General features: G+C 72.7%; 24 protein-coding genes and 1 riboswitch. Of the genes, 12 read left to right on the plus strand and 12 right to left on the minus strand.

All coding sequences use genetic code 11. The annotated features are described in order from the left end of the window. Positions 1–219: 219 nt before the first annotated feature. Both AMK33_RS32485 and AMK33_RS32490 read right to left on the minus strand, forming a co-directional pair. Positions 220–990: a methyltransferase gene (locus AMK33_RS32485; protein WP_167748607.1), complete on the minus strand. Its 771-nt coding sequence runs from the start codon at positions 988–990 to the stop codon at positions 220–222. 87 nt (positions 991–1,077) lie between these two features. Continuing rightward, positions 1,078–1,677, minus strand: coding sequence for an SAV_6107 family HEPN domain-containing protein (locus AMK33_RS32490; protein ID WP_073936580.1), 600 nt, complete (start codon positions 1,675–1,677; stop codon positions 1,078–1,080). A 166-nt stretch (positions 1,678–1,843) separates the two neighbouring features. Here AMK33_RS32490 and AMK33_RS32495 point away from each other — a divergent pair, with 166 nt between their 5' ends. The 4 genes from AMK33_RS32495 to AMK33_RS32510 all read left to right on the plus strand — a co-directional run bounded on the left by AMK33_RS32495 (position 1,844) and on the right by AMK33_RS32510 (position 7,209). Continuing rightward, on the plus strand, positions 1,844–2,569 hold the full coding sequence (locus AMK33_RS32495; RefSeq protein WP_073936581.1) for an ATP-binding cassette domain-containing protein: 726 nt from the start codon (positions 1,844–1,846) through the stop codon (positions 2,567–2,569). Continuing rightward, positions 2,541–4,625: a YhgE/Pip domain-containing protein gene (locus tag AMK33_RS32500; protein WP_073936582.1), complete on the plus strand. Its 2,085-nt coding sequence runs from the start codon at positions 2,541–2,543 to the stop codon at positions 4,623–4,625. The genes AMK33_RS32495 and AMK33_RS32500 overlap by 29 nt, the downstream gene beginning before the upstream one ends. A 35-nt stretch (positions 4,626–4,660) precedes the next feature. Next, positions 4,661–5,290: a TetR/AcrR family transcriptional regulator gene (locus AMK33_RS32505; RefSeq protein WP_073936583.1), complete on the plus strand. Its 630-nt coding sequence runs from the start codon at positions 4,661–4,663 to the stop codon at positions 5,288–5,290. A 422-nt stretch (positions 5,291–5,712) separates the two neighbouring features. Beyond that, positions 5,713–7,209, plus strand: a complete 1,497-nt coding sequence (locus tag AMK33_RS32510) for a phytoene desaturase family protein (RefSeq protein ID WP_073936584.1) — start codon at positions 5,713–5,715, stop codon at positions 7,207–7,209. Between the two features lie 6 nt (positions 7,210–7,215). On the opposite strand, the gene AMK33_RS32515 is transcribed toward AMK33_RS32510, so the two are convergent. The 6 genes from AMK33_RS32515 to AMK33_RS32540 all read right to left on the minus strand — a co-directional run bounded on the left by AMK33_RS32515 (position 7,216) and on the right by AMK33_RS32540 (position 12,291). Continuing rightward, on the minus strand, positions 7,216–8,166 hold the full coding sequence (locus AMK33_RS32515; protein WP_073936585.1) for an SCO2102 family sporulation regulator: 951 nt from the start codon (positions 8,164–8,166) through the stop codon (positions 7,216–7,218). A gap of 56 nt (positions 8,167–8,222) precedes the next feature. Further along, positions 8,223–9,146 carry a methylenetetrahydrofolate reductase [NAD(P)H] gene (metF, locus tag AMK33_RS32520; protein WP_073936586.1) on the minus strand — a complete coding sequence of 308 codons (924 nt, stop codon included), beginning with the start codon at positions 9,144–9,146 and terminating at the stop codon, positions 8,223–8,225. Between the two features lie 107 nt (positions 9,147–9,253). Next, positions 9,254–9,934, minus strand: a complete 681-nt coding sequence (gene thiE, locus AMK33_RS32525) for a thiamine phosphate synthase (RefSeq protein WP_073936647.1) — start codon at positions 9,932–9,934, stop codon at positions 9,254–9,256. 301 nt (positions 9,935–10,235) lie between these two features. Next, positions 10,236–10,601, minus strand: a complete 366-nt coding sequence (locus AMK33_RS32530; RefSeq protein WP_073936587.1) for an Rv2175c family DNA-binding protein — start codon at positions 10,599–10,601, stop codon at positions 10,236–10,238. A 77-nt stretch (positions 10,602–10,678) separates the two neighbouring features. Continuing rightward, positions 10,679–11,920 (minus strand): NAD(P)/FAD-dependent oxidoreductase, encoded by a 1,242-nt coding sequence (locus tag AMK33_RS32535; RefSeq protein ID WP_201263118.1) that lies wholly within the window; start codon positions 11,918–11,920, stop codon positions 10,679–10,681. 32 nt (positions 11,921–11,952) lie between these two features. After that, the gene (locus AMK33_RS32540) at positions 11,953–12,291 is read right to left on the minus strand and encodes a hypothetical protein (protein ID WP_073936588.1); all 339 of its coding nucleotides are present in this window, start codon (positions 12,289–12,291) and stop codon (positions 11,953–11,955) included. A 51-nt stretch (positions 12,292–12,342) separates the two neighbouring features. Next, positions 12,343–12,454, plus strand: a riboswitch (TPP riboswitch). On the opposite strand from AMK33_RS32540, the gene thiO reads away from it, so the two are divergent. From thiO to AMK33_RS32565, 5 genes are all read left to right on the plus strand, one after another. Continuing rightward, entirely contained in the window at positions 12,452–13,618 is a 1,167-nt protein-coding gene (gene thiO / locus AMK33_RS32545; RefSeq protein WP_073936589.1) for a glycine oxidase ThiO, read from the plus strand. (Overlaps the previous riboswitch by 3 nt.) Next, positions 13,615–13,815 carry a sulfur carrier protein ThiS gene (gene thiS / locus AMK33_RS32550; protein ID WP_073936590.1) on the plus strand — a complete coding sequence of 67 codons (201 nt, stop codon included), beginning with the start codon at positions 13,615–13,617 and terminating at the stop codon, positions 13,813–13,815. The genes thiO and thiS overlap by 4 nt, the downstream gene beginning before the upstream one ends. Positions 13,816–13,817: 2 nt before the next feature. Next, complete coding sequence (locus AMK33_RS32555) at positions 13,818–14,612, plus strand: thiazole synthase (RefSeq protein ID WP_073936591.1); 795 nt, start codon at positions 13,818–13,820, stop codon at positions 14,610–14,612. Positions 14,613–14,827: 215 nt separating this feature from the next. After that, positions 14,828–16,756, plus strand: coding sequence for a Stk1 family PASTA domain-containing Ser/Thr kinase (gene pknB / locus AMK33_RS32560; protein ID WP_073936592.1), 1,929 nt, complete (start codon positions 14,828–14,830; stop codon positions 16,754–16,756). A gap of 34 nt (positions 16,757–16,790) precedes the next feature. After that, complete coding sequence (locus AMK33_RS32565) at positions 16,791–17,669, plus strand: deoxyribonuclease IV (protein WP_073936593.1); 879 nt, start codon at positions 16,791–16,793, stop codon at positions 17,667–17,669. A 15-nt stretch (positions 17,670–17,684) separates the two neighbouring features. Here the strand turns inward: AMK33_RS32565 and AMK33_RS32570 are convergent, their stop codons facing one another. Then, positions 17,685–18,332, minus strand: coding sequence for a sulfite oxidase-like oxidoreductase (locus AMK33_RS32570; protein ID WP_073936594.1), 648 nt, complete (start codon positions 18,330–18,332; stop codon positions 17,685–17,687). Between the two features lie 184 nt (positions 18,333–18,516). On the opposite strand from AMK33_RS32570, the gene bfr reads away from it, so the two are divergent. Beyond that, positions 18,517–19,035 carry a bacterioferritin gene (gene bfr, locus AMK33_RS32575; protein WP_073936595.1) on the plus strand — a complete coding sequence of 173 codons (519 nt, stop codon included), beginning with the start codon at positions 18,517–18,519 and terminating at the stop codon, positions 19,033–19,035. A gap of 20 nt (positions 19,036–19,055) precedes the next feature. Here bfr and AMK33_RS32580 read toward each other — a convergent pair whose 3' ends face one another. Both AMK33_RS32580 and AMK33_RS32585 read right to left on the minus strand, forming a co-directional pair. Beyond that, a complete protein-coding gene (locus tag AMK33_RS32580) occupies positions 19,056–19,292 on the minus strand; it encodes a (2Fe-2S)-binding protein (protein ID WP_201263119.1) in 237 nt (78 codons plus the stop codon). Between the two features lie 153 nt (positions 19,293–19,445). Then, positions 19,446–20,798 carry a class II 3-deoxy-7-phosphoheptulonate synthase gene (locus AMK33_RS32585; protein ID WP_073936596.1) on the minus strand — a complete coding sequence of 451 codons (1,353 nt, stop codon included), beginning with the start codon at positions 20,796–20,798 and terminating at the stop codon, positions 19,446–19,448. Positions 20,799–20,894: 96 nt separating this feature from the next. Between AMK33_RS32585 and AMK33_RS45325 the strand changes: the two genes are divergently transcribed. Together AMK33_RS45325 and AMK33_RS32590 are read left to right on the plus strand one after the other, a co-directional pair. Next, positions 20,895–20,951: a trp operon leader peptide gene (locus tag AMK33_RS45325; RefSeq protein ID WP_107062014.1), complete on the plus strand. Its 57-nt coding sequence runs from the start codon at positions 20,895–20,897 to the stop codon at positions 20,949–20,951. A 107-nt stretch (positions 20,952–21,058) separates the two neighbouring features. Then, entirely contained in the window at positions 21,059–22,939 is a 1,881-nt protein-coding gene (locus tag AMK33_RS32590) for an anthranilate synthase family protein (RefSeq protein WP_073936597.1), read from the plus strand. Here AMK33_RS32590 and AMK33_RS32595 read toward each other — a convergent pair. After that, entirely contained in the window at positions 22,891–23,886 is a 996-nt protein-coding gene (locus AMK33_RS32595) for a 2-hydroxyacid dehydrogenase (RefSeq protein WP_073936598.1), read from the minus strand. The two genes, AMK33_RS32590 and AMK33_RS32595, sit on opposite strands and share 49 nt — an antisense overlap. Positions 23,887–23,897 lie beyond the last annotated feature (11 nt).

Consider the following 23,897-nt stretch of genomic DNA (forward strand, 5'->3'; position numbering starts at 1 on the left):
CCCGTGAAACCCGCCCCTCTGCGCCAATTGGCCAACCGGTACCAGCCATCACGTCCCGGTCCGCTGAGGCTTCTCATTCCCCGGCGGCCGACCCGTCATGCCCGGCGGTCTCCCTCGATCATACGGCGCCAAGCCGCCATTCGGGGGGCCTGTGGCGCACTCCATGCGCGGCGGGGCCACCGGACGCGTCGCTGATCAGCGGCGCGTCCCGGCAGCCGCTCAGGCCTCCGGGGTCCCCCGCGTCTCACCGAGCACATGAAGTTGCGTGGCCACGGAGTGGAAGGCGGCGAGCTCGGCCGCCGCGGCCTCCAGCTTCAGCAGCGCGTCCAGGGCTCCGGGCTCGGTGTCGACGAGCACACCGGGGACGAGGTCGGCGAAGACCCGCACGCCGTGCACGGCGCCGACCGTCAGGCCCGCGCCCTCCACGAGCGCGGTGAGCCGGTCGGCGGTGAAGCGGCGCGGCACGGGGTCGCCGGTGCCCCATCGGCCGTTCGGGTCGTCGAGCGCCTGCTTGGCCTCCGTGAAGTGACCGGCGAGGGCGCGGGCGAGCACGGCGCCGCCGAGGCCCGCGGCGAGCAGGCTGAGGACGCCGTCGGGGCGCAGGGCCGCCACCGCGTTGCGGACGCCTTCGGCGGGGTCGTCGACGTACTCCAGGACGCCGTGGCACAGCACGACGTCGTAGCCGCCGCGCTCGGCCACGTCGAAGAGGCCCCGGGCGTCGCCCTGGACGCCCCGCACCCGGTCGGCGACGCCGGCCTCGGCGGCGCGGCGTTCCAGGGCGAACAGCGCGTTGGGGCTGGGGTCGACGACGGTCACCTGGTGGCCGAGGCGGGCGAGGGGCACCGCGAAGTTGCCGCTGCCGCCGCCGGTGTCGAGGACGTCCAGCGCCTGCCGTCCGGTCGCCTTGACCCGGCGTTCCAGGGCGTCCTGGAGGACCTCCCAGACCACGGCGGTACGGAGGGCGGCGCGGGGCCGCATCGGGTCCGACACGGTAGTTGACTCCTCGGCGGGGCGATCGGGTTCAGGCGGTGTCCACCCTATGGCCTGCGCCGTGGTTCCCGGCCACCTGGCTGGGGGCTAGGGGGCTGCGCGCGGTGTTTCGCCCCCTCCGCCCCTTCCCTTCCCTTCCCCGGGGGCTTCGCCCCCGGACTCCCCTCGCGCAGCCCCCCGCGCCCCTGGGAGGGGCAGGACCGGTTGGAGGACCAGCATCTGTTCGACCAGGCGGAGGAACATCGCGACGTCGCGTATCAGGTCGTCGGCGTCGCGGACGGTGGCCGCGCCCTGGATGCCGGCCTCGGCGCGGGCGCGGCGCCGGGCCCCGGAGGCGAACAGCGCGCTCCACTCGGTGAGCTCGGGCGCGATCTCGGGGAGCACTTCCCAGGCGCTCCGTATTCTGGCCCGGGCCCGGGGCGAGGTCTCGGGCCGGCCGCGGGCGGCGAGCACGGCGGCGGCGGTGCGCAGGGCGGCGAGGTGGGCCGTCGCGTAGCGCTCGTTGGGTGTCTCGAGGACGGCGGCCTCGTCGAGTCCGGCACGGGCCTGGGCGAGCAGGTCGAGGGCGGCGGGCGGGGCCGTGGCGCGGCGCAGCACGGGGTGGATGTCGCTCGCCGGGCCGTTCAGTGAGGGGGCAGGGCCGGTTGCGCGGCGCCGACGGGCGGCGGCTGCGGACGAGTGGGCCATGACGAACCTCCTGTCGTCTTTGTGACGGCTCCCCTACTAAGAGGTGCCGTATGTACACATCGTGAGGTATGCCACTGACAATCCGTTCTGACCTGGGCTTTTGCTTCGATCGACTGTTCGCGTTAGTTTTTGCACTGACCAGTCAGTTCAAAAACAGGGGGACTTGGTGGACGGTCCGTCCGGACTCGCCGTCACGGCCCGCGGCTTCGGCCTGAAGGGGCCCCGGGGATGGGCGTTCCGCGGGGTCTCGGCCGACGCGGGGCCCGGCTCGCTGATCGCGGTGGAGGGGCCGTCCGGGTCGGGCCGCACCTGCCTGCTGCTCGCCCTCACCGGCCGGATGCGGCCCACGGAGGGCCTGGCCTCCGTGGGCGGGCTGGAACTGCCCAGGCGCATGTCCGCCGTACGCCGCCGCAGCGCGCTCGCGCACGTCGCCGGGGTCACCGACCTGGACCCGGCCCTCACCGTCGGCGAGCACCTGCGGGAACAGGTCCTGCTGCAGCGCCGTTTCGGCGGCCCGCGACCGCGCCCGCGCGTCGACGACGCGCTGACCACCGCCGGTCTGGACCTCACCTCCCTCCCCAAGGCCGCGCGGACCGCCGTACGGGATCTGGAGCGGGTGGAGGCGCTGCGGCTGTCGCTCGCGCTGGCGCTGCTGGGGCGCCCCCGGCTGCTCGGTGTGGACGACACCGACCTGAAGCTCTCGTCCGCCGAACGGGACGCTGTCTGGGCCCTGCTGCGGTCCATCGCCGGCGCCGGCACCACCGTGCTGGCCGTGTGCAGCGAGGCACCGCCCGGCGCGACGCCCGTCCGCACGGGAACCGACCGGCACGACGACGAGCACGACGACGGGAAGGAGGCCGCCGATGCGATCGCCTCGACTGGCCGCTCTTGAGCTCCGCCGCTTCGGCCGGGGCAGGCTGCCGCGCGCGGCCCTGGTCGCCCTGCTGGTGCTGCCGCTGCTGTACGGCGCCCTGTACCTGTGGTCGTTCTGGGATCCGTACGGCCGTCTGGACCGGATCCCGGTGGCGCTGGTGAACGACGACAAGGGGGCCGGTGCCGACGGGAAGCGGATCACCGCGGGCGACGACATCGCCGAGGGGCTGCGCGACAGCGGCACCTTCGACTGGCGGGAGGTGAGCGCGGACGAGGCCCGGCGGGGCGTCGAGGACGGCACGTACTACCTGTCGCTGACCATGCCCGCCGACTTCAGCCGCCGTATCGCCTCCAGCTCGGGCGGCTCCCCCGAGACGAGCGCCCTCCAGGTGCGGACGAACGACGCCAACAACTACATCGTCGGGCAGATCTCCCGGACGGTCTTCGGCGAGGTGCGCCGGGCCGCGTCCACGAAGACGTCGCGCTCCTTCCTGGACCGGATCTTCGTCTCGTTCTCGGACATCCACGGCGAGACCGTGAAGGCGGCCGAGGGGGCCGACAAGCTGAGCGGCGGCATCGGGAAGGCGGAGAAGGGCTCCAAGGACCTCGCCGACGGCCTGGCGGACGCCCGCAAGGGCAGCGGGAAGCTCTCCAAGGGCCTGAAGACCCTCCACAAGGGCGCCGGCGACCTGGAGGACGGCTCGAAGAAGGTCGCGGACGGCACGCGGAGGCTCGCCGACAAGGTGAACGCGGTCGACGCCGAGGTGGGCCCGTTCCTCGAGAAGAACGAGAAGGCCATCGGCGACACCGCGCGGTTCGTCGCCGACTCGGCCGGAAAGCTCCGCGCGGACCTCGACTCCCTGGAGGAGGAGGCGCCGGCCGCCGTGAAGGACGCCCGCGCGGCGTCCGACACCATGGACGGCATCCACAAGGCGCGCTGCGAGGACCCCGTCCTGCCCGACCCCGCCTGCCCGGACCTGAAGAAGGCCAAGGACGCGGCGGCCACGGCGGCGGACGTCGCCGGCGACGTCGGTTCCCTGGTCACCGGCCACCACGACGACCTGAAGAAGCTCGACACCCACCTCGCCGCCCTGGAGAAGCAGGCCCGGACGCTCGCCGACCGCGCCCCGCACCTCTCCGAGGACCTCGACGACGCCGTCACCAGGATCAACAAGCTCGACGCCGGGGCCGGCAAGGTCGCCGCCGGCGCGAAGAAGCTGAACAAGGGACTCGGCACCGCCGAGACCGGCGCAGCGGACCTGGACAAGGGCGTCGGCGAGCTGAAGACCGGCGCGGACGATCTGAACGGCGGCCTCTACAAGCTCGTCGACGGCTCCGGCGAACTCGCCGGCGGCCTGCACGACGGTGCCGGGAAGATCCCCGACTACGACGAGCGGGACCGCGACCGGCGCACCGAGGTGATGGCCGACCCGGTCCGGCTCGTCTCCCACGACCTGCACAAGGCGCCCGACTACGGCACCGGCTTCGCCCCGTACTTCATCCCGCTGTCGCTGTGGGTGGGCGCGATGGTGGCGTACATGCTGATCGCGCCGATGAACCGGCGCGCGCTCGCGGCGGGCGCCTCCGCCTGGCGGATCGCGCTGGCGGGCTGGCTGCCGGTGGTGGCGATCGGGGTGCTGCAGACGCTGGCGCTGATGGCGGTGCTGCACTGGGCGCTCGGGCTGCAGATGGCGCGGGCGGCCGGCACGGTGGGCTTCCTGTGCCTGGTGACGGCGTGCTTCGCGGCGATCGTGCAGTGGCTGAACGCGCGCTTCGGCGCGGCCGGCCGGATCCTCGTCCTCGCGCTGCTGATGCTCCAGCTCACCTCGGCGGGCGGCACGTACCCCGTGCAGACCAGCCCCGGCTTCTTCAACGCGCTGCACCCGTTCCTGCCGATGAGCCATGTCGTCGAGGCGCTGCGGCGGCTCATCACGGGCGGCGGCCTCGGACCGGTGTGGCAGGCGTGCGCCGTGCTCGCGGCCTTCACCGCGGGCGCCCTCGCGCTCACCGCGCTGTCGGCCCGCCGCCGCCAGGTGTGGACGATGGACCGGCTGCACCCGGAGCTGACCTTGTGAACGGACGGATCGGCGTTCCTGTGACAATCAGGGCCATGGAACGCAGCAGCACCACGCCGGGCGGCAGTGCCCGTCGCGAGGCCACCCGGCAGAAGCTCTACGAGGCGGCCGTCACCCTCATCGCCGAGCAAGGTTTCTCCGCCACCACCGTGGACGAGATCGCCGAGCGGGCGGGGGTCGCGAAGGGCACGGTCTACTACAACTTCGCGAGCAAGTCGGTCCTCTTCGAGGAGCTGCTGCGGCACGGGGTCGGTCTGCTGACCGCCTCTCTGCGGGAGGCGGCCGAGCGGACGGCCGCGGAGGGCGGCGGCGGGGTCGACGCCCTGGACGCGATGATCCGCGCGGGGCTCGTCTTCATCGACCGCTACCCGGCCTTCACCCAGCTGTACGTGGCCGAGCTGTGGCGCACCAACCGGGCCTGGCAGTCCACGCTGATGGTGGTGCGGCAGCAGGCCGTGGCGGTGGTCGAGGGCGTGCTGCGCGAGGGGGTGGCGAACGGCGAGTTCAGCGAGGAGATCGACGTCCCGCTGACGGCGGCGGCGCTGGTCGGCATGGTGCTGGTGGCCGCGCTGGACTGGAAGTCCTTCCAGCCGGAGCGCTCCCTGGACGACGTGCACTCCGCCCTGTCCCGGCTGCTGCAGGGGCGGGTCAGCGGCCGCCGCTGACCCCCGGACGGACGAAAGCGCCGGTCCGGCGGTGGCCGCGTCCCCCGCGGGCCACCGTCGGACCGGCGCCTTCCTCACTCCCCCGTGCGTTCCCCCAGAACCCCGTTGCGGTCGTCCCCCGGGTTCCCCCGTGCCTCGCTCCCGCCGACGGTGCCGGCGGAAGGAGCGGATCGTGGGCCCTTACCGTTCCGGCGCCCCGTGTCGCCGGTTCCGGGACCGGGCCCCTCTCCGTGGTCTCCACTCTCCCGTTCCCGGGGGCCGGCCCCCATCCGCGCGCGTACTCAACTCGGCGGCTAGGTACGGGTACTCAGGGCTGCGCACGCGCGCCCACGGCCCGGTGCCGCCGCCCGGAGTCCGGGGGCCGGGGCGGGGCGCGGGTACTCGGGCACGGGCTGTCGGTGGCGGCGGATAAAGTCCCTGGCATGGCACGGATTGCGGTGATCGGCGCCGGGATGGGCGCGATGGCGGCCGCCGCCCGGCTGGCCGTCGCGGGCCACCGGGTGGCGGTGTACGAGCGGACGGAGACCTATGGCGGCGCGCTGCGCCGTCTGGAGCGGGACGGGTTCGCCTTCGACACCGGGCCCGGGCTGCTCCCGCTGCCGGCGGTCTACCGGGACCTGTTCGTGAAGACCGGCAAGGAGCCGCTGGAGACGTGCGTCGAGCTGGTCCAGGTCGACCCGTCGTCGCACCACGTGTTCGCGGACGGTACGCGTGTGTCGCTGCCGAACGCCTCCCGCGCGGGTGTCGTCTCCGCGCTGGAGGAGGGCCTCGGGGCGGACGCGGCCCGGCGCTGGGGGGACTTCCTGGTACGGGCCCGGGAGGCCTGGGACCGGTCGCGCAGGCCGCTGCTGGAGGAGCCGCTGTGGCCCAACTGGCAGGTGCTGGCCGAGCGTGAGCCGTATCCGGCGGTCCCGCACAGGAAGTTCCTGCGCACGCGCACGGCGGGCACGCTCGCGGAGGTCGGTGCGTGGGAGCTGCGCGATCCCCGGCTGATCGCGCTGCTGGAGAGCCACGCCCTGGCGTACGGCCTCGATCCCCGCGCCACCCCGGCGAGCGCGGCGGTGCTGCCGTACATGGAGCACGCCTTCGGCATGTGGTACGTGCGCGGCGGCATGCGGGAGCTGGCGCGGGCGGTGTACGAGCGGTGTCTGGCCCGCCGGGTGGAGTTCCGCTTCGGCGCGGAGGTCACCGGGGTGACGGAGAAGGACGGCCGGGCGGCGGGGCTGGAGCTCACCGACGGCACCGTCGCGGAGGCGGACCTCGTGGTCGCCGGGGTGGCTCCCGGGGTGCTGGAGCGGCTGGGCCGGGGGACGCGGGTACGCGGTGCCGGAGAGGTCCCGGCCCGTCGTGGGACGGCGAGCAGGGTGACGGTGGCGCTGGCGCTGCGGGGCGGGCGCCCGGAGGGGACCCCGCACCGTACGGTCGTGCACACGGAGGACCGGGAGGCCGAACTGGAGTCGCTGTCCGGTGCGCCCGGGGGCCTGCCCCCGCGGCCCACGGTCACGGTGCTGCGGCCGGACGACCCGGCGCTGGTCCCCGACGCCGGCCACGAGGCGGTCACGGTGACGTCGGTGGTGCCCGCCGGGGCCGAGGAGTCCTGGGACGCGTACGCCGAGCGTCTGATCGCCGTCGCCGAACGTGCGGTACCCGGCCTGCGCGACCGGCTGCTGTGGCACGAGGTGCGCACCCCGGCCGACATCGCCGGGGAGACCGGCGCGGAGGGCGGCGCGGTGCCGGTACCGGCGCTGGCCGCGGCGGGCGGGCGGCTGCTCCACCCGGCCAACAGCACCGGGCTGACGGGGCTGTTCACGGCCGGCGGCTGGTCCCACCCCGGCGGCGGGCTCCCGCACGCCGGGATGTCGGGGGCGCTGGTCGCCGGGCTGATCGTGGAGGGGCCGGAGTTCCGCGGGTCGCAGTGAGGGCGCTCAGTAGCGGTACTGCTCGTCGTACCCGCTGCCGTTGCCGTGCGTCTGCCCGTCGCCCTGGTACGGGTACTGCTGCTGCTCGGGCGGGAGTTCACCGCCGTACGGGTCGTCGGCGCTGCGCTGCTGCGGGACCCACAGGCCGCCGGCCGGGGTCTCGCCGCCGTAGCCCTGCTGGGCGTACGGGTCCTGCCCGTAGCCCTGCTGGGAGTACTGCTGCGGGTCGGCGTAGCCGGTGTCGTACGAGCTGTCCCCGTAGGCCGAGTTGCCGATGTACGGGTCGGAGTAGGCCGCGTACTGCTGCTGGCCCGTGGTGTCGTAGCCCTGTTGCTGTCCGTAACCGGAGTAGTCGTAGGCGTAGTTGGGGTCGGCGCCCTGGGTGGCCGCCGCGTACTGGTCCTGGGACGGGGCCGCGTACCCGGTGTCGCCGCCGTAGACGCCGTAGGAGCCTGTGTCGTCGGGCATGGGCTGCGGCTCGTAGACGGCGGTGGTCCCGTCGGCCGCCGGCTGGTCGGGGCGGGCGGCGGGGGTGAACACGTCGTCGCGGTCGTAGTCGTCGTCCGCGTGGTGGCCGGCCCGGTCGCGGGGGGCGTCGTCCTCGTCGCCGTAGCCGGCGCCGGACTCCTCCAGGCCGGAGACCTCCAGGGTCGGCTCCTGGTGCCCGCGGTCGCCGCGGCGGCCCCTGGCGGCGGCCAGCATGGGCGCGTTGACCGCCCAGCCGGCCGCGAAGCCGCGGCGGAACGACAGCGTCACATAGGTCTGGCCGACCGCGAAGGCCGCGGCGCCCAGACCGATGACGACCACGGACGGGATCAGCACACCGAGCACGACACCGAGGAAGCCGGCGAAGGCGAGCAGCCGCCAGCGCAGGCGTGCCTTGTACTGCAGCAGCACCTCACCGAGCAACCACAGCGCGACGATGCCGAACGCGATGTAGAGGACCGCCCAGCCCATGTACGCCCCTCTCCCAGTGGTCGCTACGCAGTGTGTCGTATATCCGTGCGACCGGTCTAGGCCCGCGGTGGGTGGTGCAGGCCCAGGTTCTCGTAGATTTCCAGGGTCGCCGTGGAGTTGTTGAGCGTGATGAAGTGCAGTCCGGGCACTCCCTCGGCCAGCAGCCGGGCGCAGAACTCCGTGGCGAACTCGATACCGATCGAGCGTACCGCCGCCGGATCGTCCTTCGCTGCGAGGATCCGCTCTTCGAGGGCCTCCGGGAACACGGCGTTACTGAGCTTTGGCAACCTCTCCAGCATCTTCACGCTGGTCACCGGCATGACCTCGGGAATCACCGGGGTCTCGCAGCCCGCCGCGTGCACTCGGTCACGCAGCCGCAGATAGGACTCGGGCTGGAAGAACATCTGGGTGATCGCGTAGTCGGCGCCGGCCCGGCACTTGTCGACGAAGCGGGCGACGTCGGTGTCCCAGTCGGCCGAGCGCGGGTGCATCTCCGGGAAGGCGGCGACGCCGACGCAGAAGTCGCCCGACTCCTTGATGAGCCGGACGAGTTCGGCGGCGTAGGTCAGTCCCTGCGGGTGCGGCACCCAGTCGCCCATCGGGTCGCCGGGCGGGTCGCCGCGCACGGCGAGCATGTTGCGGATCCCGGCGTCGGCGTACTGGCCGATGATGTTGCGCAGTTCGGCGATGGAGTGGTCGACCGCGGTGAGGTGGGCGACCGGGGTGAGGGTGGTGTCGGCGACGATCTGCTGGGTCTCCTTGACCGTGCCGGCGCGCGTGGAGCCGCCCGCGCCGTAGGTCACGGAGACGAAGTCCGGCGCGACCGCCTCGACCCTGCGCAGCGCGCTCCACAGGTTCCGCTCGCCCTTGGGGGTTTTCGGCGCCGAGAACTCGAACGAATACGTCGTTTTGCCGGCGGCGAGCATGTCGCGCACGGTGCGTGCGCGATCAGTCCTGGTGGATGCGGTTCCGAGGGCCATACCGGCAGGTTAGCCAGGGGGCGGCGGTCCCCCAACCGGATGCAGGATATTTGTCCGAAATGCCGACTTGTTGTCCACCCCTTGGACAAACCTGAGACGCGCGGGGGTCATCCGGCGTCCGAGGGCGCCGGATGCCGCAGCCGCTTCGCGAACTCGGCCGCCGCCGCGCCCGGGTCGTCCGCCTCGGTGACGGCCCGTACGACGACGACCCGGCGGGCACCGGCGTCCAGCACCTCGTCGAGGTTGCCGAGGTCGATGCCGCCGATGGCGAACCAGGGGCGTTCGGTGCCCAGGGCGGCGGTGTACCGGACGAGGTCCGGGCCGGGGGCGTGGCGGCCGGGCTTGGTGGGGGTGGGCCAGCAGGGGCCGGTGCAGAAGTAGTCCACGCCGGGCTGGACGGCCGCCGCGGCGGCCTCGGACTCGGCGTGGGTGGAGCGGCCGATCAGGACGTCGTCGCCGAGGATCGCGCGGGCGGCGGGGACGGGCAGGTCGCCCTGGCCGAGGTGGAGGACGTCGGCTCCGGCGGCGTGGGCGACGTCCGCGCGGTCGTTGACCGCGAGCAGCTTGCCGTGCCGGGCGCAGGCGTCGGCGAGGACCGCGAGATGCTCGAGTTCCTCGCCGGCCTCCATGCCCTTGTCCCGCAACTGCACGATGTCGACCCCGCCGGCCAGGACCGCGTCCAGGAACTCCGGAAGATCGCCCTGCCGCCTGCGGGCGTCGGTGCACAGATAGAGCCGGGCGTCGGCGAGCCGGGCGCGAGCGGTGGCGGTCACAGGAAGGTCCCCCAGGATGTCGGCGGCGTACGGACCCGGCGGGCCCGGTATGTCATGGGCGCACACCCCCGGCCGTCACGAACCGACGGAGCGCACACCGCAACGGACCCTATGCCGCCACGCCGGCAACCGCGAGACACCCCTCACCGACCACCGCACCGCCCCGAACACCACGAGACACCCATACCCGGCGCACAAGGCCGCCCCACCCGGCCCCCCTCCCGCCATCCGCCCCGGACGCCGCGCCGACACGGCTTCCCACGGCCGGGGCCCGTGCCCCGGCCGGTGGTGTTCGGTTCCGGTCGGTCGGGGGCGGTCAGACCGCGAGCGCCTGGGCGCGGCGCTTCACCTCCGTGCCGCGGTTCTCACTGAGTGCCTGGGCGGGAGTGCCCGGCAGGGAGGGGTCGGGGGTGAAGAGCCATTCCAGCATCTCTTCGTCCGTGAAGCCGTCGTCCCGCAGGAGCGTCAGAGTCCCGGTCAGGCCCTTGACGACCTTGTCCCCGTCGATGAAGGCGGCGGGCACGTGCAGCGCGCGGTTCTCACCTCGGCGTACGGCGATGAGCTGGCCCTCCTTGACCAGCTGCCGGACGCGCGTCACCTCGACACCGAGCATCTCGGCGATGTCGGGCAGGGTGAGCCAGGCGGGGACGAGAGCATCGATCTTTGCGTCAATCTCGGTCACGGGACAAGCGTGCCATCTGCCACTGACAGTCGGAAGTCAGCCCCGCCCGCCTGGGCGGACGCGCCGGGCCGGGAGCGTCACGCCGTCGCCGACTTCAGGGGCCGCGCCGGGTCCGCCAGCAGCTCCGCGTCCATCGCCGTGCCCGCCTCGATCAGCCTGCGTCCCTGCGTCAGGTCCCGGGGCCGTCCCACCGCGAGCAGCGCGACCAGGCGGGACCCCCGCAGCCAGCAGACGCTCCACGCCGCCTCGGCGGGGTCCCCGCGCCACACCGTCCGGTCGGCGTCCGCGTGGTGCCCCGCGTATTGCACGAAGCGCCCGAACTGCTCGGACCAGAAGTACGGCACCGGGTCGTAGACCACCGGCTCCCGGCCGGTGGCCGTGCCGAGGATGTTCACGGCGACCGTGCGCGGCCCCTGGAGGGCGTTGTCCCAGTGGTGGACCAGCAGACGCTCGCCGTAGCGCCCGGACGGGAAGGACGCGCAGTCGCCGACCGCGTACACGTCCGGCAGGGAGGTCGTCAGATGGCGGTCGGCGACGACCTCGCCGTGCGCCCCGAGCCCGATCCCGGAGCCCGCCAGCCAGGCGGTGGCGGGCCGGGCCCCGATGCCGACGACCACGGCGCCCGCGGGCAGCCGCGTGCCGTCGTCCAGGACCGCGGCGCCGGGTTCGACGCGCTCCACGCGCGCGTGCGTGCGCAGCGTGACGCCCGCCTCGGCGTACCAGGCGGCCATCGGGGCGGTCACCTCGGCGGGCAGCGCCTCGACGAGCGGCCGTTCCCCCGCCTCCACGACGGTGACCGCGCAGCCCGCCTCGCGGGCCGCCGTGGCGAACTCCGCGCCGATCCAGCCGGCGCCGACCACCACGATGTCGTGCTGCCGCGCGAGCACGGGACGCAGCCGCGCGACGTCGTCCAGGGTGCGCAGCAGATGCACACCGGGCACACCCTCCGCGCCCGGCAGCCGGACCGGTTCCGCACCGGTGGCGACCACCAGGACGTCGTACGGGACGGGCCCGGTCTCCGTGTCCAGTTCGTGGTCGGCGGGACGCAGGCCGAGCACCTCGCAGCCGAGCCGCAGTTCGATGCCGGCGTCCTCGAAGTCGACGTCGAAGGCGGAGTCCTCGGCCTTGCCGAGCAGCAGCGCCTTGGACAACGGCGGCCTGTCGTACGGCTGGTGGGGTTCCGCGCCGATCAGGGTCACGGTGCCGGTGAAACCCTGCTCCCGCAGGGCGAGGGCGGTCTGCACACCGGCCATGCCCGCGCCCGCCACCACCACCCGCCCCGGCTCGGACCGTCCCGGTCCCTGCGTCTGCTCGCTCACCCGATCACCTTAGACACCTGACGCGGCGTCGATCAGCCGAGCTGTTCCACCACGCTCGTCCCGCTGCCCGGCTGCGACTCCCACCGCCAGCTCTCCTCCAGCCGTACCCGTCCGTCGGGCAGTTCCACGACCGTCGACACGCAGTGCCCCGAGGAGGTCGTGCCGTCCCGCTTGAGCTGCACGTACCGGAAGTCCAGCCGGTCCCCCGCGCGGGTGCCCACCAGGTGTCCGCGTACGACGTCGCCGCCCGCGTACTCGGCCCAGACCTCGCCGTCCCGCTCGTGGTAGACGAACCGGGTGCGGGTACCGACCTGGCCGGGGGCCTGGTCGGCCACGGGGGCGAGGACGAGTCCGTCGAGCGATGGTGCCACGCGGAGGCTCCCTTACAAGCGCGGTGCCCTGAGGGCTAGGGTGGCCAACGTACAAGCACTCGCGGGAGCCCGGACGCACCGGGCTGAGAGGGAGGCTGGCGGCCTCCGACCGTACGAACCTGATCCGGGTCATGCCGGCGAAGGGAGGGGCTGGACGCCCATGTCGCCCACGCGTACCTCAGACGTCCTCGTCGTCGGGGGCGGAATCATCGGTCTGGTCACGGCCTGGCGGGCCGCGCAGCGCGGTCTCGCCACGGCCGTGGTGGACCCCGAGCCGGGCGGCGGCGCCGCCCGGGTGGCCGCCGGGATGCTGGCCGCCGTCACCGAACTGCACTACGGCGAGGAGACCCTGCTCGGTCTGAACCTCGCCTCCGCGCGGCGCTATCCCGGCTTCGCGGCCGAACTGACCGAGCTGACCGGCCACGACCTCGGCTACCGCGCGTGCGGCACGCTCGCCGTGGCACTGGACGCCGACGACCGCGCCCACCTGCGGGAACTGCACGCCCTGCAGCAGCGCTCCGGGCTGGACTCGCAGTGGCTGTCCGGGCGGGACTGCCGGCGCCTGGAGCCGATGCTCGCGCCGGGGGTGCGCGGCGGCCTGCGGGTGGACGGCGACCACCAGATCGACCCCCGGCGGCTGGCGGCCGCGCTGGTCACCGCCTGTGAACGCGCGGGCGTGACCGTCCACCGCGCGCGGGCCGAGCGGCTCGTCGTCGCGGGAGACCGCGCGACGGGCGTGGTCACGGCCGACGGCACCGAGCTGGGCGCCGGACAGGTGGTACTCGCCGCGGGCAGCCTCAGCGGGCGGCTCGCGGGCGTCCCGGCGGACGTACTGCCTCCCGTGCGTCCCGTGAAGGGGCAGGTGGTGCGGCTGACGATGCCCGCGCGGCACGGCCCCTTCCTGAACCGGACCGTGCGGGCCGTGGTGCGCGGCAGCCATGTCTATCTGGTGCCGCGCGAGAACGGCGAGCTGGTGATCGGGGCGACCAGCGAGGAGATGGGTTGGGACACCACCGTGACCGCGGGCGGCGTGTACGAGCTGCTGCGCGACGCCCACGAGCTGGTCCCCGGCATCACCGAGCTGCCGCTGACCGAGACCCTGGCCGGGCTGCGGCCCGCCTCCCCCGACAACGCGCCGCTGCTCGGCCCGACGGAGCTCGAGGGGCTGCTGCTCGCCACCGGCCACCACCGCAACGGTGTCCTGCTGACACCGGTCACCGGCGATGCCATGGCGGAGGCCCTGACCACCGGCGCCCTGCCGGAGGTGGCCCGCCCGTTCACCCCCCGGCGCTTCGGCGCCGCCGTCCGCACGGAGCAGCCCGCATGAACATCTCGGTCAACGGGGAGCGCCGGGAGTTCGCGCCCGGCACGGCTCTCGACCTCGTCGTGAAGTCGCTCACCGCGGCACCCTCGGGGGTGGCCGCCGCCCTCAACGAAACCGTCGTCCCGCGCGCGCAGTGGCCCGCCACGCCCCTCTGTGAGGGTGACCGCGTGGAAGTCCTGACCGCCGTCCAGGGAGGTTGACCATGGCCGACGATCCGTTCCTCCTCGGTGGTACGTCCTTCACGTCCCGCCTGATCATGGGCACCGGCGGGGCGCCGAGCCTCGACGTGCTGGAGCGGGCGCTGGTGGCGTCCGGGACGGAGCTGACGACCGTCGCGATGCGGCGGGTGGACCCCTCGGTGCACGGGTCCGTGCTGTCGGTGCTGGAGAAGCTGGGCATCCGGGTGCTGCCGAACACGGCGGGGTGCTTCACCGCCGGGGAGGCCGTGCTCACCGCGCGCCTCGCGCGGGAGGCGCTCGGCACGGAGATGGTCAAGCTGGAGGTCATCGCCGACGAGCGGACGCTGCTGCCGGACCCGATCGAGCTGCTGGACGCGGCGGAGACGCTGGTCGACGACGGGTTCACGGTGCTGCCGTACACCAACGACGATCCGGTGCTGGCGCGGAAGCTGGAGGAGGTGGGGTGTGCGGCGATCATGCCGTTGGGGTCGCCGATCGGGTCGGGGCTGGGGATCCGGAATCCGCACAACTTCGAGTTGATCGTGGAGCGGGCGGGGGTGCCGGTGATTCTCGATGCGGGGGCCGGGACCGCGTCGGATGTGGCGTTGGCGATGGAGTTGGGGTGTGCGGGGGTGATGCTGGCGTCGGCGGTCACCCGGGCGCAGGAGCCGGTGGTGATGGCTTCCGCCATGCGGTGTGCGGTGGAGGCGGGGCGGTTGGCTCGGCTGGCGGGGCGGATTCCTCGGCGGTGGTTCGCTACGGCGTCGTCTCCTGCGGAGGGGCTTGCTGTGCTGGATCCTGAGCGGCCTGCTTTCTAGGCGCTGCTTGCTGAGGGTGGGCGGGGGTGGGTTTCGCTTACCGGCGCTCACAGGGTGCCGCCGCGCCCACCCGTGCCGCCCCAGCGGCACGATTGCCCGCAGTTACGGCGGCGGGGGCGCCCGCAGTCACGTAGCGGGGCGATACACGTCACAGGTCCGCTTCAACGGAGGGTGAAGCGGCTGGGGGTGTCGGTGGGGGCTCGTAGACTCGGGGCGTGGATACGACCCTTCAGGACCCCCTGGTCGGGCAGGTGCTCGACGGCCGGTATCGCGTCGAGGCGCGGATCGCGGTCGGCGGGATGGCCACGGTCTACCGGGCCGTGGACACCCGTCTGGACCGCATCCTCGCGCTCAAGGTGATGCACCCCTCCCTCGCGGCCGACGGCTCGTTCGTCGAGCGGTTCATCCGCGAGGCGAAGTCGGTCGCCCGGCTGGCCCACCCGAACGTGGTGCAGGTCTTCGACCAGGGCACCGACGGGGCGTACGTCTATCTGGCGATGGAGTACATCGCCGGCTGCACCCTGCGCGACGTGCTGCGCGAGCGCGGTGCGCTCCAGCCGCGCGCCGCGCTGGACATCCTGGAGCCGGTGCTGGCCGCGCTCGGCGCCGCGCACCGGGCCGGGTTCGTGCACCGCGACATGAAGCCCGAGAACGTGTTGATAGGGGACGACGGCCGGGTCAAGGTCGCCGACTTCGGGCTGGTCCGCGCCGTGGACTCGGTGACGAACACCACGGGCACCGTACTGGGCACGGTCTCGTACCTGGCCCCCGAGCAGATCGAGAACGGCGTCGCCGACCCCCGCGTGGACGTCTACGCCTGCGGCATCCTGCTCTACGAGATGCTGACCGGCGAGAAGCCGCACGACGGCGACTCCCCCGCGATCGTGCTCTACAAGCACCTGCACGACGACGTGCCGGCCCCGTCGGCCACCGTGCCCGGCATGGCGTACGAGCTGGACGAGCTGGTCGCGTCGGCGACCGCCCGCAACCCCGAGATCCGCCCGCACGACGCGGTGGCACTGCTCGCGCGGGTCCGCGCGGGGCGCGGCCGGCTCACCGCCGAGCAGCTCGACGCGGTCCCGCCGCAGGCGCTGACCTCGGAGCACGACAACGCGGAGGACCGTACGAGCGTCATCCCGCGCTCGCTGAACGTCCCCCGCCCGCTGCCCGTCAACGAGGACGACGAGGCCGCGGGCCCCCCGCACCACACCAGCCGGTTCCGGTCCCCGCCGCCGCTGCCGCCCCGGCGCCGGGCCGCGCTGCGGCGCGGACCGATGGCGATCGTCGTGGCCGTGCTCCTGGTCCTCGGGGTCGGCACGGGGATCTGGTACATCAACTCCGGTCAGTTCACCAAGGTCCCGCCGTTGCTGGGGAAGACCGAGCAGGAGGCCAGGGACCGGCTGACGGACGCCGGGCTGGAGGCCGGCCAGGTCAAGGAGGCGTACAGCGACACCGTGGAGCGGGGCACGGTGATCAGCACCGACCCGAAGGCGGGCGCCCGTGTCCGCGGCAGCGACTCGGTGTCACTGACCCTCTCCAAGGGCCCGCAGACCGTGCGGGTGCCCGACCTCGACGGCTACCGGCTGGACAAGGCGCGGGAGCTGCTGAAGGACGAGGGCCTGGAGCCGGGCATGGTCACCCGTGAGTTCAGCGACTCCGTGCCCCAGGGCTCGGTGATCTCCACCGAGCCGGGCAAGGGCACCAAGGTCCGCGCGGACTCCGCCGTGGCGCTGACCGTGAGCAAGGGCAGCCCGGTGGACGTGCCGGACGTGACCGGCGACGACGCGGAGGACGCCCGCGCGGAGCTGGAGGGGGCCGGTCTCAAGGTGAAGATCGCCGCCGAGCGGGTCAACTCCGAGCACGACGCCGGTCGGGTGGCCCGGCAGACCCCGGGCGCGGGGCGGCAGGCCGCCGAGGGCGACACCGTGACGCTGACGCTGTCCAAGGGCCCGGAGATGATCGAGGTGCCGGACGTGATCGGCGACAGCGTGGACGAGGCCAAGCAGAAGCTGAAGGACGCCGGGTTCGGCGTGGACGAGGACCGCGGACTGCTCGGACTCTTCGGCGACACCGTCAAGGGCCAGTCCGTGGACGGCGGGGACACCGCGCCCAAGGGCTCGACGATAACCATCGAGATCCGCTGACGGACGGGACCGGCGCACATGACACCCTTGACGGGTGAAGAGTCACCTGTCCGGTCCCGCCCGCAACCCGGTCGGCGGCCATGTCCCCGTGGCCGGCGGTCTGCACTCCGTCGGCCTGTCCTACGCCCGTGAGCTGAACGCCGAGACGGTGCAGGTCTTCGTCGCCAATCCGCGCGGCTGGGCCACCCCGGCCGGCAACCCCAGGCAGGACGAGGCGTTCCGCGCGGCCTGTGCGGCCGGTTCGATCCCGGCGTACGTGCACGCCCCGTACCTGATCAACTTCGGGTCCCACACCGAGGCGACCGTCGAGCGGTCCGTGGAGTCGCTGCGGCACTCGCTGCGGCGCGGCCGGGAGATCGGCGCGCTGGGCGTGGTGGTGCACACGGGCAGCGCGACCGGCGGGCGGGAGCGGGCGGTGGCGCTGCGGCAGGTACGGGAGCACATGCTGCCGCTGCTCGACGAGCTCACCCATGACGACGACCCGTTCCTGCTGCTGGAGTCCACGGCGGGACAGGGCTCCTCGCTGTGCTCGCGGACCTGGGACTTCGGGCCGTACTTCGAGGCGCTGGACGCCCATCCGAAGCTGGGCGTCTGCCTGGACACCTGCCACATCTTCGCGGCCGGCCACGACCTGACCGGGCCGAGCGGGATGCGCCAGACGCTGGACCTGCTGGTGGACACCGTCGGCGAGGGCCGGCTGAAGCTGATCCACGCCAATGACTCCAAGGATGTGGTCGGCGCACACAAGGACCGGCACGCGAACATTGGCGCCGGACACATCGGCGAGGACCCGTTCCGGGCGCTGATGACGCACCCGGCGACCGAGGGCGTACCGCTGGTCATCGAGACGCCCGGCGGCAAGGAGGGACACGCCGCGGACGTGGAGCGGCTGAAGAAGCTCCGGGACTCCTGACGAGCTCCCCCAGGTCTACAGCTCGGGACCGTCCCCGGGCTCCTCCTGGTAGGAGTAGCGCTGCTCCGTCCAGGGGTCGCCGACGTTGTGGTAGCCGCGCTCCTCCCAGAAGCCCCGGCGGTCGGCGGTCATGTACTCCACACCGCGCACCCATTTGGGGCCCTTCCAGGCGTACAGATGGGGGACGATCAGCCGCAGCGGGAAGCCGTGCTCGGCGGTGAGCAGCTCGCCGTCCTTGTGGGTGGCGAAGAGGGCGCGCTCGGAGGTGAAGTCGGCCAGCCGGAGGTTGGAGCTGAATCCGTACTCCGCCCAGACCATCACATGGGTGACGTCCGACGCGGGCGGGGCGATGTCCACGATGGTGCGCGCCGGGATCCCGCCCCACTCGGCACCGACCATGCTGAACTTGGTGACGCAGTGCAGGTCGGCCTCGACGGTGGTGTACGGCAGGGCCGTGAACTCCTCGTGGCTCCAGCAGTGTTTCGCACCGTCGGCGGTGGCGCCGAAGACCCGGAACTCCCAGCGTTCGGGCCGGAACTTGGGGACCGGCCCGTAGTGCGTGACCGGCCAGCCCTTCTGCAGCCGCTGCCCCGGCGGGAGCTCGAACCGCGCCGCTCCTTCTGGTGTGCGCTCCCCCGATTCGCGTTCCGCCGGCTGACCCATGCCTCCATCCTGACAGACCGGTGGCGATGCCCCTGAACCGGGCCCCGCAGATTCGGTCAAACAGGTACAGAAACGACCAAGCATGCACTTACTTACTAAGTCAAGACTTACTGGACGATCTTCTCCGCCGGTGCAATCATGCGGCCCAACCTGCCAGTTCCCCCGCGCGGAAGGAGCCCATGCGATGCAGGGCGACCCCGAGGTCATCGAATTCCTGAACGAGCAGCTGACCGCCGAGCTCACGGCGATCAACCAGTACTTCCTGCACTCGAAGCTGCAGGACCACAAGGGCTGGACGAAACTCGCCGAGTACACGCGCGCCGAGTCCTTCGACGAGATGCGCCACGCCGAGGTGCTCACCGACCGCATCCTGCTGCTCGACGGCCTGCCGAACTACCAGCGGCTGTTCCACGTCCGGGTCGGGCAGACCGTGACCGAGATGTTCCAGGCCGACCGGGAGATCGAGCTGGAGGCGATCGACCGGCTGCGCCGCGGGGTGGAGGTCATGCGCAACAAGGGCGACATCACGTCGGCCAACGTCTTCGAGGCGATCCTGGCCGACGAGGAGCACCACATCGACTACCTGGAGACCCAGCTCGACCTGATCGAGAAACTGGGCGAGTCGCTGTACCTGTCGACGGTCGTCGAGCAGTCCCAGCCCGACTCATCGGGTCCGGGGACGAGCGGCTTCTCGACCCACTAGGGCGGGCCCGCCCGCCGGGACTAGGCGGCTTCCGGGAGCTTCGCCGTGAGCGGCGGCTCGCCCTGGTCGACGAGCTGCCGGCGCGGGCAGGAGCCGCGGCCGAGCAGTGCCTGGATGCGCCGTACGCAGCCGCCGCAGTCGGTGCCGGCCTTGCAGGCGGAGGCGATCTGCCGGGGCGTGCACGCTCCGGCGTCCGCGTGACTCTTCACCTGTTCCTCGGTCACACCGAAGCAACTGCAGACGAACACGCGGTTCACCTCCCGGAAAGGTACTGGGCCGAGCCGTTCCGACCCCTGGTCGGTGAGGCTAACCTAACCTTACCTGTCGCCCGAAGGGCACAAAAGTGGGGTGGGGCGCGATCCTGTGTGATACACGCCCCACCCCTCAGCCGGTGTCACCGGCCGCGCCGATCACTGGTCGCGGTACATCTCCGCGACGAGGAACGCCAGGTCCAGCGACTGGCTGCGGTTGAGCCGCGGGTCGCAGGCCGTCTCGTAGCGCTGGTGCAGATCGTCGACGAAGATCTCGTCGCCGCCGCCCACGCACTCGGTGACGTCGTCGCCGGTGAGCTCCACATGGATGCCGCCCGGGTGGGTGCCGAGCCCCTTGTGCACCTCGAAGAAGCCCTTGACCTCGTCGAGCACGTCGTCGAAGCGGCGGGTCTTGTGGCCGGAGGCCGCCTCGAAGGTGTTGCCGTGCATCGGGTCGGTCACCCAGGCCACGGTGGCGCCGGACGCGGTGACCTTCTCGACCAGCTCGGGGAGCTTGTCGCGGATCTTGTCCGCGCCCATCCGGACGATGAAGGTCAGCCGGCCGGGCTCGCGCTCGGGGTCGAGGCGCTCGATGTACTGAAGCGCCTCCTCGGCCGTGGTGCTCGGGCCGAGCTTGATGCCGATCGGGTTGCGGATCCGCGAGGCGAACTCGATGTGCGCGTGGTCGAGCTGCCGGGTGCGCTCACCGATCCACACCATGTGCCCGGAGACGTCGTAGAGCTGCCCGGTGCGCGAGTCGACGCGGGTGAGCGCGGACTCGTAGTCGAGCAGCAGCGCCTCGTGCGAGGAGAAGAACTCGACGGTCTTGAACTCCTCCGGGTCGGTGCCGCAGGCCCGCATGAAGTTCAGCGCGTTGTCGATCTCCCGGGCGAGCTGCTCGTAGCGCTGGCCGGACGGCGAGGACTTCACGAAGTCCTGGTTCCAGGCGTGCACCTGGCGCAGGTCGGCGTAGCCGCCGGTGGTGAAGGCGCGCACCAGGTTCAGCGTGGACGCCGACGCGTGGTACATGCGCTTCAGCCGCTCGGGGTCCGGGATCCGGGCCTCTTCGGTGAAGTCGAAGCCGTTGACGGAGTCGCCCCGGTAGGTGGGCAGCGTCACGCCGTCGCGGGTCTCGGTCGGCTTGGAGCGCGGCTTGGAGTACTGGCCGGCGATCCGCCCGACCTTCACGACCGGCACCGAGGCGGCGTACGTGAGTACGGCGCCCATCTGGAGCAGCGTCTTGAGCTTGTTGCGGATGTGGTCGGCGGACACGGCGTCGAAGGCCTCGGCGCAGTCGCCGCCCTGGAGGAGGAACGCCTCTCCCTTGGCGACGGACGCCATCCGGGCGCGCAGCTGGTCGCACTCGCCCGCGAAGACGAGCGGCGGATACGACTCGAGGTCCGCGATCACTGCGCGCAGAGCCTCGGTGTCGGGGTACTCGGGCTGCTGCGCCGCGGGCAGGTCTCGCCAGGTGTTGCCAGCGCTCGGGCTGGTCTTAGCGTTCACGGTCACGCCCTCAACACTACGGGGTGCTCTCGCCGCCTCCGGGCCATGCCCAGAAAGTGAGACAGGCGATACGTTCCGTGGACATGGGGTAGGGTGCGTCACATGTTCGCGCACTCGACCCAGAACTGGTGGTGGCCCGCTTCTCCGGCGGCCCACTGACTGCGCGTACGCACAGACTTCGCGAAGGCCGCCCGAGGGGCGGCCTTCGGTGTTTCCCGGGGCCGTTCCTCACGCTCATGACAGCGACGAAACGAGGAAGGCCCATCATGGACCTGGCACAGCTCCCGCACGACGACCGCCCCTTCGCCCTGCTGCGCCGCCGCACGCCGGGCCACGACCACGACGTGGTCGAGCTGCTGATCGGCCCGGTCGGCACCCGTGACCTCCTGGCCGACCTGCCCGACGAGTGCCTGGCGGTCGTCCCCTTCCGGCAGATCCGTGAGCGCGGCTTCGACGTCCGTGACGACGGCGCCCCGCTGCTGGTGCTGACGCCCGAGGAGCGGTACGAGTTCCCGCTCGCCGAGGCCCTCGACCGGCTCCCCGCGCACGACGTCCGGGTGGAGGGCGGCGGCTTCGACGTCGGCGACGAGGAGTACGCGCGGATCGTCGGGCGCGTCCTGGACGAGGAGATCGGGCGGGGCGAGGGCGCCAACTTCGTGATCCGGCGGACGTACGAGGGTGAGATCCCCGGGTTCGGACGGGCCGACGCGCTCGCGCTGTTCCGGCGCCTCCTCGAAGGGGAGCGGGGCGCGTACTGGACGTTCGTGGTGCACACCGGTGAGCGCACGCTGGTCGGGGCCAGCCCCGAGGTGCACGTCCGGGCGTCGGGCGGGACGGTCGTGATGAACCCGATCAGCGGCACCTACCGCTATCCCGCCGAGGGTCCGACCCCCGAGCACCTGCTGGAGTTCCTCGCCGACGGCAAGGAGATCGAGGAGCTGTCGATGGTCGTCGACGAGGAGCTCAAGATGATGTGCACCGTCGGCGACATGGGCGGGGTCGTGGTCGGGCCCCGGCTGAAGGAGATGGCGCACCTCGCGCACACCGAGTACGAGCTGCGCGGCCGGTCCTCGCTGGACGTGCGCGAGGTGCTGAAGGAGACCATGTTCGCGGCGACCGTCACCGGGTCACCGGTGCAGAACGCCTGCCGGGTGATCGAACGGCACGAGGTCGGCGGGCGCGGCTACTACGCGGGCGCGCTGGCCCTCATCGGCCGCGGCGAGGGCGGCGCCCAGACGCTGGACTCCCCCATTCTGATCCGTACCGCCTACATCGACCCGGCCGGCGGGCTGCGGGTGCCGGTCGGGGCCACGCTGGTGCGCGGCTCGAACCCGGCGGGCGAGGTCGCGGAGACCCACGCCAAGGCGGCCGGGGTGCTGGCCGCGCTGGGGGTGCGTCCGGGGCGCCCGCGCGAGGAGTCCGTACGGCCGAAGCTGGCCGACGACCCCCGGGTGCGGGCGGCGCTGGACGGACGGCGGGCCTCCCTGGCGCCGTTCTGGCTGCGGATGCAGGAGCGGTCGGACGAGCTGACCGGGCACGCCCTGGTCGTCGACGGGGAGGACACCTTCACCGCGATGCTCGCCCACGTGCTGCGCGCCGCCGGACTGGACGTGACCGTCCGCCGGTACGACGAGCCCGGACTGCGGGAGACGGTCCTGGCGCACGAGGGGCCGCTGGTGCTGGGCCCCGGACCGGGCGACCCGTCCGACACGGCCGACCCGAAGATGCGGTTCCTGCGCGCCCTGACCGCCGAGGTGATCCGGGAGAACCGGCACGGCGTCCTCGGCGTCTGCCTCGGCCACGAGCTGATCGCGGCCGAGCTGGGCCTGGAGACCGTGCGCAAGGAGGTGCCGTACCAGGGGGCGCAGACGGAGATCGACCTGTTCGGGCGGCCGGAGACGGTCGGCTTCTACAACAGTTTCGTGGCGCACTGCGACGAGGACACCGCGCGGGAGCTGGCCGCGCACGGCGTCGAGGTGAGCCGCGCCGCCAACGGCGAGGTGCACGCGCTGCGGGGGCCGGGCTTCGCCGGGTTGCAGTTCCACCCCGAGTCGGTGCTGACCCTCAACGGTACGGCGATCGTCCGGGAGCTGGCGGGTCAGCTCCGGGGCACCAGCACGTTCTCGGAGCGGCGGCCGGCGGTGTAGTCGAGGACGTTGTCCACCGTGGTCCCGACGATCTGCCCGACGGCGTCCACGGTGTAGTACGCCTGGTGGGAGGTGACCAGCACGTTCGGGAACGTGACGAGGCGGGCCAGGGTGTCGTCGTCGACGGCCTCCAGGGACTTGTCGAGGAAGAACAGTCCCGCCTCCGCCTCGTACACGTCCAGGCCGACGCCCGTGAAGCGGCCCTCGCGCAGCTCGGCGACGAGGGCCGCGGTGTCGATGAGGCCGCCCCGGCTGGAGTTCACCAGGATCGCGTCGTCCCGCATGGCCTTCAGGGCGTCGGCGTCGATGAGGTGCTGGGTCGCGGGCAGCAGCGGGACGTGCAGGCTGATCAGGTCGGACTCGGCGAGGAGCTGCTCCTTGGGGACGTAGGTCATGCCGAGGTCCAGGCAGGCGGGGTTCTCGGTGACGTCCCAGCCGAGCAGCCGCATGCCGAAGCCGTGGGCGATCCTGGCGAACGCCTCACCGATCTTCCCGGTGCCGAGGATGCCGGCGGTGCGGCCGTGCAGGTCGCGGCCCATCAGTCCGTCGAGCCGGAAGTCGAAGTCGCGGGTACGGATGGAGGCGCGGACGACCCGGCGGTTGACGGCCATGGCGAGCGTCCAGGCGAACTCGGCGACCGAGTACGGCGAGTAGTACGACACCCGGGCGACCGTCAGGCCGAGCCGTTCGGCGACCTCCAGGTCGATGTTGTTGAAGCCGGTGGAGCGCTGGGCGACCATCCGGGTGCCGCCGGCCGCGAGGTCGGAGAGCACCTCGGCGCCGAGGTCGCAGTTGACGCTGGTGGAGACGATCTCGTGGCCCGCGGCGATGGGGGCGGTGTCCGCGTTGAGGAAGACGTCGAGGCCGCGCACCTCGTGGTGCCCGGCGAAGGCCCGCTCGATCAGGGGCTTCTCGTCGGCCTGCACTCCGAACGCCAGGATCTCCACGGTTCCCTCCG

Source organism: Streptomyces sp. CB02400 (genome assembly GCF_001905725.1).
GTDB classification, from domain to species: Bacteria; Actinomycetota; Actinomycetes; order Streptomycetales; family Streptomycetaceae; genus Streptomyces; species Streptomyces atrovirens.

Excerpts from the sequence above, each read along its gene's own strand:
- AMK33_RS32490 (WP_073936580.1), bottom strand. The coding sequence starts at position 1,677 with ATGGCCCACTCGTCCGCAGCCGCCGCCCGTCGGCGCCGCGCAACCGGC.
- AMK33_RS32570 (WP_073936594.1), bottom strand. The coding sequence starts at position 18,332 with ATGGGTCAGCCGGCGGAACGCGAATCGGGGGAGCGCACACCAGAAGGA.
- AMK33_RS32505 (WP_073936583.1), top strand. The coding sequence starts at position 4,661 with ATGGAACGCAGCAGCACCACGCCGGGCGGCAGTGCCCGTCGCGAGGCC.
- AMK33_RS32515 (WP_073936585.1), bottom strand. The coding sequence starts at position 8,166 with ATGGGCTGGGCGGTCCTCTACATCGCGTTCGGCATCGTCGCGCTGTGG.
- AMK33_RS32500 (WP_073936582.1), top strand. The coding sequence starts at position 2,541 with ATGCGATCGCCTCGACTGGCCGCTCTTGAGCTCCGCCGCTTCGGCCGG.
- thiS (WP_073936590.1), top strand. The coding sequence starts at position 13,615 with ATGAACATCTCGGTCAACGGGGAGCGCCGGGAGTTCGCGCCCGGCACG.
- AMK33_RS32590 (WP_073936597.1), top strand. The coding sequence starts at position 21,059 with ATGGACCTGGCACAGCTCCCGCACGACGACCGCCCCTTCGCCCTGCTG.
- bfr (WP_073936595.1), top strand. The coding sequence starts at position 18,517 with ATGCAGGGCGACCCCGAGGTCATCGAATTCCTGAACGAGCAGCTGACC.
- AMK33_RS32510 (WP_073936584.1), top strand. The coding sequence starts at position 5,713 with ATGGCACGGATTGCGGTGATCGGCGCCGGGATGGGCGCGATGGCGGCC.
- AMK33_RS32555 (WP_073936591.1), top strand. The coding sequence starts at position 13,818 with ATGGCCGACGATCCGTTCCTCCTCGGTGGTACGTCCTTCACGTCCCGC.
- thiO (WP_073936589.1), top strand. The coding sequence starts at position 12,452 with ATGTCGCCCACGCGTACCTCAGACGTCCTCGTCGTCGGGGGCGGAATC.
- metF (WP_073936586.1), bottom strand. The coding sequence starts at position 9,146 with ATGGCCCTCGGAACCGCATCCACCAGGACTGATCGCGCACGCACCGTG.